Consider the following 12,077-nt stretch of genomic DNA (forward strand, 5'->3'; position numbering starts at 1 on the left):
TTAACCAAAAAAGTTTAACGCGCTGAGCAATTCTAGCGTAAAATAGCGCCAGTTTAAATCTACAAAACACTGGTATTTGCTCTATTTTAGGTATATCCTGCGATATTAGTATTTAAATTTCTTGACAGCAGAAAAGGCACGATATGGTTCACGTAGTGCACAAACTTCCCAAAAAACACAAACTGCTTATTCTCGGTTTGGTTTCTGCTATTGTTGGCTTGGCATTATTGCCTTCTGAAAAAGCCACCGCTTCAAAGGATAACAGTGCAAAAGCACTTGAAATTGGCAAACGCTACGAATTACAAGTTAAAGTTGATGATAACGAAAAACTAACTGAGCTTAATTCACAGCAAGCAGCAGCAAAACTTCCAGAATACGAGCTTATCGACCATGAAGTACGTAATGGCGATAATTTAGCACTTATCTTTAAACGTGCGGGCTTCTCAGCGCAAACATTACACAAACTTGTTAATACCAACGCAGAAACTCGTAAGTTAACAAAAATTCACCCAGGCGAAATCTTAAGCTTTGCAACAGCTGAAGATGGTTCTCTAGCTCAGCTGCGTTATGTGATCTCAAAAACAGATACCTTATACGTTACATTAAATGACGAAGGTAACTACGACACTTCTATCGATAGCAAAGAAATCGAAACGCTAAGTAAATCTGCTGGCGGCGAGATCTCTAATAGCTTTTGGACGTCAGGTATTGCCGCTGGTTTAAGCGAGCGTCAAATTATGAATTTTGCTGACATTTTCGGTTGGGATGTCGACTTTGCTAATGACATTCGTAAAGGTGACCAATTTGGTCTAATTTATGAAGCTCACTATGTTGATGGTGAGTACATTGGTGATGGTAAAATTATTGCCGCAGAATTTATTAACCAAGGTGAGCGTTATACCGCTATTCGCCATACCGATGGTAACTTCTACACACCTGAAGGCCGTAGCATGAAAAAAGCCTTCTTACGTGCGCCAGTTAACTTTAAGTATATTAGCTCGAGCTTTAACCCGCGTCGTTTACACCCAGTGACCAAAACGGTAAAACCACATAACGGTATCGATTACGCAGCGCGTACCGGTACGCCAGTTGTATCATCGGGTAATGGTAAAGTGATTAAAGCAGGCTACAGTAAATACAACGGTAATTATGTATTTATTAGCCATGGCACACAGTATGTGACTAAGTACTTACACTTAAACAAAAAGATGGTTAGAACTGGTCAGAAAGTGAAGCAAGGCCAGAAGATTGGTACCGTAGGTGCGACAGGTCGTGTGACGGGCCCACACTTACACTATGAATTCTTAGTAAACGGTGTTCACCGTAACCCTAAAACGGTCAAACTACCTAAATCAGAGCCTCTACCGCGCGATGAGTTAGCTAAGTTTAAACCGATTGCTGATAACTTCTTAGCGCAATTACAGCGTAACCGTGAGTTACAATTAGCGTTAAATAAGTAGTTAAGTAAACATGTAAAAGCCGCTTCAATTGAAGCGGCTTTTTTATGCCTAAATAAATCTGGCTAAAACTATTATAGACTTTACTAAAACGAGTACTGAAGGCACTGCGGGTTAATACAATTATTACCTTAAAAGAACATAGATAAGTTGAATAATTAGCGAAATCATCACCAGCGGCCAAATATACTTTGCATACTTTGTCGCGCCATCAAGCCCCATTTTAGACTGATACTTTTCAAGTAGCGGTATTAGAATAACCAAAGCAACAAAAAGGCATAATAAGATAATAAAAACATTCATGGCGGCTTTCCTACACAACTATCATTTAACTACAATTTCTTTAGGGTGACCCTAGTCTATAGGCAAAAAAAAGCGCAGTAAAATTACTGCGCCAGTCGGTTGGAAGTAAATCGACTTAATCGTGTTATTAGCCAACAATCGCTAACAAAATACCTGCTGCAACGGCACTTCCTAATACCCCTGCTACGTTTGGTCCCATGGCATGCATTAACAAGAAGTTATGCGGGTTGCTCTCAAGACCTACCTTATTAACCACCCGTGCGGCCATTGGTACCGCTGACACACCGGCTGCGCCTACTAATGGGTTGATTGGCGATTTAGAGATCTTATTAAGACCTTTTGCCATAAACACCCCTGAAGCTGTACCGATTGCAAAGGCTAAAGCACCTAACACCAAAATACCGATTGTTTCTACGGTTAAGAACTTATCGGCTGCAAGCTTTGAGCCTACCGCTAAGCCTAAGAAAATGGTGGTAATGTTGATGATTTCGTTTTGTGCACTATTGCTTAAACGATCAACCACGCCCGATTCACGCATCAAGTTACCTAAGCAGAACATACCTACCAGCGGTGTTGCCGCAGGTAAAAACAAGATAGTTAAACTAAGCACCATTAATGGAAAAACAATTTTCTCTTTTTTCGATACTGTACGAAGTTGCGGCATTTGAATTTCGCGCTCTTCTTGCGTTGTTAGTGCGCGCATAATTGGCGGCTGAATAATTGGCACAAGTGCCATGTATGAATAAGCCGCTACTGCGATTGCACCAAGTAAATCAGGTGCCAACTTAGATGCTAAGAAAATAGCTGTTGGACCATCTGCCCCACCAATAATGGCGATGGCCGATGCATCCTGTAGCGAAAATTCAAAGCCAGGAATAAAGTTAAGTAGAATTGCACCAAATAAAGTAGCAAAAATACCAAACTGCGCAGCCGCGCCCAACAGCAACATACGCGGATTTGCTATCAGGGCACTAAAGTCTGTGAGTGCACCCACGCCCATAAAGATCAAAAGTGGGAATACCCCAGAGTCAATCCCGATATGGTACACGTAATATAAAAGACCACCCGGCTCAGATAACCCAGCAACTGGGATATTAGTTAAAATAGCCCCAAAGCCGATAGGTAATAACAACAGTGGCTCAAAGTTACGGGCGATTGCTAAATAGAGTAACAAGCAACCAACCGCAATCATGATCAATGCCGGAAAAGTAAAGTTAGCAATACCCGTGGCATGCCAGAGGTTTAAAACACCATCCATCCTCTGTCTCCTATGCCAGTGCGATTAGCGCATCGCCAGTGGCAACAGAGTCGCCTTCTGCTACTAATACTTCAGCTATTGTGCCTGAGTGTGCAGCGCGAATTTCAGTTTCCATTTTCATCGCTTCCATAATGATAACCACATCACCTTCGTTAACGGTTTGACCTGGTTTCACTTTCACTTTGAAAATATTACCTGCCAACGGTGCATTGAGTGTTTCGCCCGCTGACGCTGATGCAGACTGAGGAATTAACTCACTGTCTTTTAGGGTTACTTCTTTAAGCTCACCACCTTGCGCTACGACGACATCGTAAACTTTACCATCAACTTTAACGCTGTACTGCTCTGCTTTTACAGGGCTTGAAGCAGCAGGAGTTGCTTCAGGTTTAGCAACTTCACCCGTTGGAATTGCTTCAAATGCATCTGGGTTGTTGCGGTTTTTAATAAATTTAAGGCCAATTTGTGGGAACAATGCATAAGTAAGCACATCATCAATCACATCATCAGCAAGCTCTAAACCTTGCTCTTTAGCTTCACTTAATAACTCTGCTTCTAGCTTCTCAAGCTCAGGCTCTAGCTTATCAGCAGGACGGCACGTAATTGCTTCAGCACCCTCAAGTACTCGCTCTTGTAGCTCTTTATTCATTGGCGCCGGTGTTGCACCATACTCGCCTTTGAGTACACCCGCGGTTTCTTTTGTGATGGTTTTATAACGCTCGCCAGTCAGTACATTAAGTACCGCTTGAGTACCTACAATTTGCGACGTTGGTGTAACTAGAGGAATGTAACCTAAGTCTTCACGTACACGCGGGATCTCAAGTAATACTTGATCAAGCTTATCAGCAGCACCTTGCTCTTTAAGTTGATTTTCCATGTTAGTTAACATACCGCCAGGTACTTGGGCTAATAAGATACGGCCATCAACACCTTTAAGACTGCCTTCAAATGCAGCGTATTTCTTACGTACATCACGGAAATAAGCGGCAATTTCTTCTAACTCATTTAAATTAAGGCCGGTGTCACGCTCTGTGCCTTCTACGATTGAAACAATGGTTTCTGTTGCGCTATGACCATAGGTCATACTCATTGACGAAATAGCCGTATCAAGCATATCGATACCCGCATCGATTGCTTTTTGGTAAGTTGCAGTACTTAAACCTGTCGTCGCGTGGCATTGCATTGCGATAGGAATAGATACAGTTTCTTTTAAGCCTTTGATCAACTGCTCGCAATCATATGGCTTTAATAAACCCGCCATATCTTTAATACAAATTGAATGACAGCCAAGATCTTCTAGTTGTTTTGCAAGTTTCAGCCACATATCAAGCGTATGGACTGGGCTTACTGTGTACGAAATAGTACCTTGGGCATGAGCACCTACTTTAACTGCAGCTTTAATGGCAGTTTCAAGGTTACGTACATCGTTCATCGCATCGAAAATACGGAAAACATCAACACCGTTTTTGTGGGCACGCTCAACAAACTTTTCGACTACATCATCAGCATAATGACGGTAACCTAGAAGATTTTGTCCGCGCAGTAGCATTTGTTGCTTAGTGTTTGGCATTGCCGCTTTTAGCTCGCGAATACGTTGCCAAGGATCTTCACCTAAATAACGGATACACGAGTCAAACGTCGCACCACCCCATGATTCAATTGACCAATAACCCGCATTATCGAGTTTTTCTGCCATGGGTAGCATGTCGTCTAAGCGCATACGCGTTGCCAAAAGAGACTGGTGTGCGTCACGCAATACTAATTCGGTTAATTTTAATTTAGCCATGTTTAAGCTGCCCCGTTATTTTTGTTTATTTCGAAATTGAGCAATTGCAGCGCTGATTGCTGCAATATGTGCCTGTGGCACACCCTGTTGAGGTTGAATTTTTGCTGTACGCGTAGGTTCTGCAGTTGCAGGATCATCAAATCGACCCACTACCTTTGACATTAAAGTGACTGCTGAAATCAAAATAGTCAGAAAAACAAACACGCCTACCATGCCTGTCACCATCAAACTGGCCGCAGTGGTGAGTAATCCACCTATATCCATACGACTCCCCTCGCTTACTTAAAATAAAAAGTTATTTTTGTTAAATAATTATGCACCAATAATAACAAACAAAATTCATTTGTATAGCACCATTGTAAATTGGTAAAACCAATTAAATTTAAAATAACATGACGCACATATAATTAACACCCTACTATTAGCGCATTTAAAGCCCCGTTATAGATGATATAAATAGTCAATATAGCCAGACGTTATATGTTCAGCTATTAACTAACCATAGTAAAATGCCTAAAAACCACGCACAACAAGGTGTTAGAGCTATCCACTTAAAATAAAGTTAAATTGGTCTTACCAATAACCACGATAATTCTCTTTTTCTTCATTCAGCTCAATATGAAAAAATATCACTATGAATAAGTTACATGCTTACTCGTAAAAGTTACCAAATGATGAACTCTCTCAAGAACAACAAAAACACACAACCCATTGAAATATATAAAATAAAACTTCTGGCACAGAACTCGCTTCAGTTACATCGAGCTTAAGAAAATTTAAATAGCCAAGGAGACCACTATGTTACGCTGGACAATTACTTTTTTAGTTATCGCGTTAATCGCAGCAGTGTTAGGTTTTGGCGGTATCGCAGGAGCCGCTGCAGGCATCGCTAAGATTATCTTTTTTATATTTTTAGTATTACTAGTTATTTCGCTGGTATCAGGAGCACTTAGAGGCAGTGTCCCTAAGTAGTTAAAAGCAGATAACCACTTACTTTATTTTAAATTTACAAGGAATTTCATTATGAAAAATTCAACTTTAAAAGCCGCTACTATCGCCCTATTTTCAGGTTTATTCATCATGGGTTGTGAAGACAACTCTGCTGAAGACGCAGGTGAGCGTATTGATGAAGCAATTACTGATACACAAAATGCAGTTGAAGATGCATGTGAAGAAGTAAAAGAAGGTGTTAACGCAGAAGAAACAAACTGCTAATAACACCTTACTTAAGAAAAGCGGCCAAGTGCCGCTTTTTTGTGTATGCAAGTTAGCAACTCTAGGATGCCTGCTGCTTGTGTCAAGGAGCTCGCAACTTTACTCTTTCTCCCTAGAAACCCGTTAACTTGTTGGGTTTCGCTCCGCTCTACCCTACGTCACGTAGGTCGTCATTTATGGCGACACATGTTTTCATTCATACGTGACGGGCTAAAGCCCGACTTACAGCCGCATTAATTCAGGGAATCGCGCGAAATAAATTTCACGCCTACGCGAGCCTCAAGCTTGCTAACTTTACTCTTTCCTCTAGAAACTCGCTAACTTGTTGGGTTTATCTGAAAGCTGATAGCTATGAGTGCGTTGGGTTTCGCTCCGCTCTACCCAACCTACGTTATTACTCACAACCCGTTGTAAGAGGCTCGTTTGTCGTTACACTCGCTATATGCCACTGGCCGTCGATAAAACTCACCTTTGCGACATCGCTTACAGCAAAGTCGCCTGGTACATTTAACCGCGTTAAGTTACTCGCTAATTGCTGCTGGCAATATGGGCCGGTATCGCCATGCATTACTAGTACAGGCTTATTGGTGTGCTTTGCGAAGTCGCTGATGGCATCTCGGTATATTTTAAATGCATCACAATTAGAACGTTGTGATTCACTGCAAGTGGGTTTACTGGTCGGGTGGTAAATATCAGCCTGAAAACCAAATACATAGGCCTTAGCATCTTGCTGAACAAGTGCTTGTTTTAACCAAATTAAGTTGTACTTATCACGCTTGTCGGCGTCATCAAGTGCTGCGTTTTTGTCACTTTTTAAAATTTGTGAGCGACCATTAAAAGTGCCCGGTATATGCAAAGTGCTAAACTCAATACCATCAAACTGCCAGCGGGCATTTTCTAGCATTTCAGCTTGGGTTGCATAACCCTGAAGTTGCTGTGCTTTTTTTGTATAATCATCGTCAAACATCAAGCCTTTAACAAAGCTTAGCCGTTCAAGCTCATCAAAGCGCACCGATAGCTTTTCTCGGTCGCAATCGGTCCATTCATTATCACCGGGGGTATAAATAAAAGGCTGTGTGGTCAACGACGTCAATAACGCTTTATTAGTTTGCAAAAGCTTATTCGTGCAAGCAAGCGCTCCTGATTTCATATCACCAAGATGCATTAAAAAGCCATGAGGTGTTGCTGCGATTGCCTTGGTAATTTTTCCGTCTTTGGCGAGATTGATTTCATCAATCGGGGTGTATGGCATATCGCCCATAACTAAAAAAGTATTTGTGGTCATTGCAAGTGCTAATGACATTGAACTAACAAACATACAACTTACACCTTTAAAATACGCATACCTTAAGCTCTCACAATGACAACTAAATGAAAACCAACTACAGAAGATTTTTTCTATCAATGTTAAACTGCCGCCAGCAAATTAAGTGAGCCTACGAATGACATTAAGTACAACTTACAAATTAGATAAACCGTATTATTACGAATGCTTTGATGAGTCTTTACCTTATTCATCACAAGCTAAGCCTAAATACCCGCTATTGGTATTATTAATAACCTTGGGCTTATTAGCTTTTTATCAATTAGATAATCATTATTTAGGCAGCTTTATGATTATGCTTGCCGTGGTTGAGTGCTTATCGTTTTATTATAAGCGTCCATGGTGGGTCGCAAGACAAATGATGAGTCGTGCATCGGGTAGCGAAGTGACTGTCGTATTTGATGATGAAGGCGTTAAAGCCGAAAACCCGCATAAAAGCTACCAATTAAGCTGGCAACAAATTAGTGAGATTATTGAAACTGAGCGAGGTTATATTTTAAAGGCTCAGCGCGGTATGCAATATATTTCTAAACAAGCGCTAAATGATGAAATGACGGCCGAACTAAATAAAAGAGCCACTCAGTGAGTGGCTCTTAAAAATATCTGTCGCTGATTAAACGTTGCCCGGATTTGGGTTAGATTTCTCTGCTTGAATTCGCATGTAGATTTCTTCACGATGTACTGATACATCTTTAGGTGCATTTACACCAATGCGAACTTGATTTCCTTTAACACCAAGAACAGTAACTGTTACTTCGTCACCGATCATAAGGGTTTCACCTACTCTACGAGTTAGTATTAGCATTCTCTTGCTCCCATGTTCCAAAAAATTAAAAGATTCCGCGTCAAAAACATTCTAATGAAATATAGACTTAAAAGTAAGTAAAAACTCTAGATCTTATTCATTTTCAGTTAAAAAAACTTTGTGTAGCGCACGTACAGCCAGTTCTAAATACTTTTCGTCAATTAAAACTGATATCTTTATTTCTGATGTCGATACAAGCATCACTTTGATGTTTTCATCGGCAAGGGCATTAAAAAATAAACTTGCCACACCAGAGTGAGATTTCATCCCTACACCTACTGCAGACACCTTGGCAACATTGCTGATCCCTTTAATAGATTCTGCGCTGATACCATCTTGGTTACTGGTCAAAATTTCAAGCGCTTGCTCTAAATCATTTGTGTGCACAGTAAAAGCATAGTCTATTTTTTCAAAGTTATGATTAACTTGATTAATCATATCTATTTCGATGCCGAATTCTGCAAAAAGTTTCAAAATTTTTGCAAGGTTTTCCGTTCCTTGGTGCACACCATTAACGTAAATTAGACTTTCGTCACGATTAAAGGCGATACCCGACACAATGTTTGCTTGCACATCCGGCTCCTCAAAACTGATCAAGGTCCCTTGATCCGGGTTAAAACTCGATAACACTCTGAGCGGTATATTATATTTTCCTGCGGCTTCAACACTACGAATATGCAGAACCTTAGCCCCAAGGCTGGCCATTTCGAGCATTTCTTCGAAAGTGACATGGCTCATACGTCGCGCATTAGGTTCAATGCGCGGGTCGGTGGTATATACCCCATCAACATCAGTGTAAATTTGGCATTCGTCGGCATTAATAGCACCAGCAATCTCAACCGCAGAAGTATCAGTACCACCGCGACCAAGCGTAGTGATATTGCCTTCAATATCACGGCCCTGAAAGCCCGCTATAATAGCGATACGGTTATGCTCAAGTTCATGCTTAAGACGAGTCGCAGCAATCTCTTCAATCCGCGCTTTACCAAACATGTTATCGGTGCGAATGTTGACCTGATCAGCAAGTAAGCTTACCGCTGAGTGACCACGTTTAATAATAGCCATTGCCAGCAGAGAGACCGACACCTGCTCACCGGTGGTTAGCAATACATCAAGCTCACGAGCACTAGGGCGAGAATCGATTTGTTTAGCGAGTTTAATTAGACGGTTAGTTTCTCCCGACATAGCCGAGAGTACCACCACAACTTGATGGCCTTGTTGCTTGGTTTTTACAACAAGGTCGGCGACGGCCTCAATTCGCTCTATTGAGCCAACTGAGGTGCCACCGAATTTTTGGACGATAAGTGCCACTAGTAGTTAAGAACGCTCAGATAACCAACCAGTTACACTTTCTAAGGCTGCAGCTAGGTTCTCTGGCTGAGTACCACCAGCTTGTGCCATATCAGGACGACCACCGCCCTTACCGCCTACTTGTGCAGCCATGTGATTTACAAGCTCACCAGCTTTCACTTTACCTGTTAGGTCTTTAGTTACACCTGCAATTAAGCTTACTTTATCGCCATTAGCTACGCCAAGGGCAATAACACCTGAGCCAATCTTCGTTTTCAGGTCATCAACCATGCCGCGTAGTGCTTTAGACTCAGTACCTGCAACATCAGCAACCAGTAGCTTAATACCGTTCACTTCAACAACAGAGTCAAGTAACGATGCACCTGCCGCACTTGCTAGCTTGTCGTTAAGCTGTGCAATTTGCTTCTCAAGGCCTTTTGATTTCTCAAGTAACGCCGTTACTTTTTCAAGTACTGTGCTGCTATCACCTTTAACTAGTGCTGCAACATCGTTTAGTTGTTGCTCTTGCTCACTTACATAAGCAACCGCTTCAGCACCTGTTACCGCTTCAATACGGCGGATACCGGCTGCGATACCGCTTTCTGATACGATTTTAAATAAACCAATATCACCTGCACGCTTAACGTGAGTACCACCACATAGCTCGATTGAGTAGTCACCAATGGTTACTACGCGCACTTCGTCGTCATATTTTTCACCGAATAATGCCATTGCACCTTTTGCTTTAGCATCTTCTATAGCCATTAGCTCAGTTTCAAGCGCAAAGTTACGACGGATTTCATCGTTTACTGCGCGCTCGATTTGGCGTAACTCGTCTTTTGTTACCGCTTCAAAGTGAGAGAAGTCAAAACGTAAACGCTCAGGGTCAACAAGTGAACCTTTTTGATTTACGTGCTCACCTAAAATTTGACGTAACGTTTCATGTAAAATGTGTGTTGCAGTGTGGTTTTTCTTGATGCTATCGCGACGTGCTGCATCAATTGTTGCCTCTGCTTTATCGTTTGTACCAATACGGCCTTGTACACGACCATGGTGTGCAAATGCATTACCAAGTTTCGTGGTGTTAGTCACTACAAACTCACCGCCAGCAACTTTTAACACACCTGTGTCACCAACCTGACCACCTGATTCAGCGTAAAACGGTGTACGGTCTAAGATTGCGATACCTTCCTGACCATCTTCAAGTACAGAAACCGATTGACCTTCAGAGAAAAGTTCAACCACAGTACCTGTGTAATGTTCTGCATCGTAACCTTTAAAGTCTGTGTGTTTTTCAGACTTAAGTTGTTGGTTGTAATCAGCACCAAACTTACCAGCTTGCTGTGCTTGCTTACGCTGAACAGCCATACACTCTTGGAAGCCGTGCTCATCAATCGTCATAAAACGCTCACGCGCAACGTCAGCTGTTAAGTCTGCTGGGAAACCGTAAGTATCGTAAAGTTTGAATACTAAGTCACCTGGGATCACATCACCTTCGATGTCAGTTAGGCTTTCTTCTAAAATAGCCAGACCACGCTCAAGTGTTTTACCAAACTGCTCTTCTTCGATACGCAGTACTTTTTCAATAATTTCTTGTTGCTTAGCAAGCTCTGGGTACGCTTGACCCATTTGCTCAATTAGTGCAGCAACTAGCTTGTAGAAGAATGCACCTTTAGCGCCTAGCTTGTTACCATGACGAACGGCACGACGAATAATACGACGTAGTACATAACCACGGCCTTCGTTTGATGGCATAACGCCGTCAGATACTAAGAACGCACACGAACGAATGTGGTCAGCCACAACGCGTAACGATTTATCATCTAAATCTTGTGCGTTTGTTACTTTAGCCGCAGCAGCAATAAGCGCTTGGAATAAATCGATTTCGTAGTTTGAGTGCACGCCTTGTAAAATTGCAGAAATACGCTCAAGACCCATACCTGTATCAACAGACTGCTTAGGAAGCGGCTCCATTGTACCGTCGGCATGGCGGTTATACTGCATAAATACTAGGTTCCAGATCTCGATGAAACGGTCACCGTCTTCTTCAGGTGAACCTGGAGGACCACCCCAAATTTCTTCACCGTGATCGTAAAAGATTTCAGAACATGGACCACAAGGACCTGTATCACCCATTGACCAGAAGTTATCGCTGGTTGCAATGCGAATAATACGGTCTTCACTTAGACCCACTTCTTTGTGCCAAATGTTGAAGGCTTCTTCATCATCGTGATAAATGGTAACAAGTAGCTTTTCTTGAGGTAGTTTTACAACATCAGTTAAAAACTCCCAAGCAAACTTGATTGCGTCTTGCTTGAAGTAATCACCAAAGCTGAAGTTACCTAACATTTCGAAGAATGTATGGTGACGAGCAGTGTAACCTACGTTTTCAAGGTCGTTATGTTTACCACCGGCACGCACACAACGTTGTGAGCTGGTTGCACGTGAATAAGGGCGGCTTTCCGCACCTAAAAATACATCTTTAAATTGCACCATACCGGCGTTATTGAATAATAACGTGGCATCGTTACCCGGGATCAGCGAGCTTGAAGGAACAATTTGGTGTTGTTTAGAGGCAAAAAAGTCTAAGAACTGTTGCCTGATCTGTGCGGTAGTCATATGCTGCATGTGAAAATCTCACC

Annotated in this window: 11 protein-coding genes; 4 read left to right on the top strand and 7 right to left on the bottom strand. The window is 41.9% G+C overall.

The window, feature by feature from the left end; translation table 11 throughout:
- Nucleotides 1-143 precede the first annotated feature (143 nt).
- The gene (locus tag HUS61_RS17480) at nt 144-1,460 is read left to right on the top strand and encodes a peptidoglycan DD-metalloendopeptidase family protein (protein WP_054560778.1); all 1,317 of its coding nucleotides are present in this window, start codon (nt 144-146) and stop codon (nt 1,458-1,460) included.
- Nucleotides 1,461-1,887: 427 nt separating this feature from the next.
- Here HUS61_RS17480 and HUS61_RS17485 read toward each other — a convergent pair whose 3' ends face one another.
- The 3 genes from HUS61_RS17485 to HUS61_RS17495 are packed head-to-tail and all read right to left on the bottom strand — an operon-like array spanning nt 1,888 to nt 5,065.
- Nucleotides 1,888-3,018 (bottom strand): sodium ion-translocating decarboxylase subunit beta, encoded by a 1,131-nt coding sequence (locus HUS61_RS17485; protein ID WP_054560779.1) that lies wholly within the window; start codon nt 3,016-3,018, stop codon nt 1,888-1,890.
- 10 nt (nt 3,019-3,028) lie between these two features.
- Nucleotides 3,029-4,801: a sodium-extruding oxaloacetate decarboxylase subunit alpha gene (gene oadA / locus HUS61_RS17490; RefSeq protein WP_175083442.1), complete on the bottom strand. Its 1,773-nt coding sequence runs from the start codon at nt 4,799-4,801 to the stop codon at nt 3,029-3,031.
- A gap of 15 nt (nt 4,802-4,816) precedes the next feature.
- Nucleotides 4,817-5,065, bottom strand: a complete 249-nt coding sequence (locus HUS61_RS17495) for an OadG family protein (protein ID WP_054560781.1) — start codon at nt 5,063-5,065, stop codon at nt 4,817-4,819.
- 534 nt (nt 5,066-5,599) lie between these two features.
- Between HUS61_RS17495 and HUS61_RS17500 the strand changes: the two genes are divergently transcribed.
- Both HUS61_RS17500 and HUS61_RS17505 read left to right on the top strand, forming a co-directional pair.
- Nucleotides 5,600-5,773 carry a DUF1328 domain-containing protein gene (locus HUS61_RS17500; protein ID WP_064971747.1) on the top strand — a complete coding sequence of 58 codons (174 nt, stop codon included), beginning with the start codon at nt 5,600-5,602 and terminating at the stop codon, nt 5,771-5,773.
- A gap of 51 nt (nt 5,774-5,824) precedes the next feature.
- A complete protein-coding gene (locus tag HUS61_RS17505; RefSeq protein ID WP_054551284.1) occupies nt 5,825-6,016 on the top strand; it encodes a hypothetical protein in 192 nt (63 codons plus the stop codon).
- A 394-nt stretch (nt 6,017-6,410) separates the two neighbouring features.
- On the opposite strand, the gene HUS61_RS17510 is transcribed toward HUS61_RS17505, so the two are convergent.
- Nucleotides 6,411-7,334: a hypothetical protein gene (locus HUS61_RS17510; protein WP_175083443.1), complete on the bottom strand. Its 924-nt coding sequence runs from the start codon at nt 7,332-7,334 to the stop codon at nt 6,411-6,413.
- Between the two features lie 124 nt (nt 7,335-7,458).
- On the opposite strand from HUS61_RS17510, the gene HUS61_RS17515 reads away from it, so the two are divergent.
- A complete protein-coding gene (locus HUS61_RS17515; RefSeq protein WP_055022042.1) occupies nt 7,459-7,926 on the top strand; it encodes a YcxB family protein in 468 nt (155 codons plus the stop codon).
- 27 nt (nt 7,927-7,953) lie between these two features.
- Here HUS61_RS17515 and csrA read toward each other — a convergent pair whose 3' ends face one another.
- The 3 genes from csrA to alaS all read right to left on the bottom strand — a co-directional run bounded on the left by csrA (nt 7,954) and on the right by alaS (nt 12,063).
- On the bottom strand, nt 7,954-8,145 hold the full coding sequence (gene csrA / locus HUS61_RS17520) for a carbon storage regulator CsrA (RefSeq protein WP_036970495.1): 192 nt from the start codon (nt 8,143-8,145) through the stop codon (nt 7,954-7,956).
- 93 nt (nt 8,146-8,238) lie between these two features.
- A complete protein-coding gene (locus tag HUS61_RS17525) occupies nt 8,239-9,456 on the bottom strand; it encodes an aspartate kinase (RefSeq protein ID WP_175083444.1) in 1,218 nt (405 codons plus the stop codon).
- A gap of 6 nt (nt 9,457-9,462) precedes the next feature.
- Nucleotides 9,463-12,063: an alanine--tRNA ligase gene (gene alaS, locus HUS61_RS17530; protein WP_058585668.1), complete on the bottom strand. Its 2,601-nt coding sequence runs from the start codon at nt 12,061-12,063 to the stop codon at nt 9,463-9,465.
- Between the last annotated feature and the right edge of the window lie 14 nt (nt 12,064-12,077).

Source organism: Pseudoalteromonas sp. 0802, assembly GCF_013350085.1.
In the GTDB taxonomy this organism is placed as follows: Bacteria; Pseudomonadota; Gammaproteobacteria; order Enterobacterales; family Alteromonadaceae; genus Pseudoalteromonas.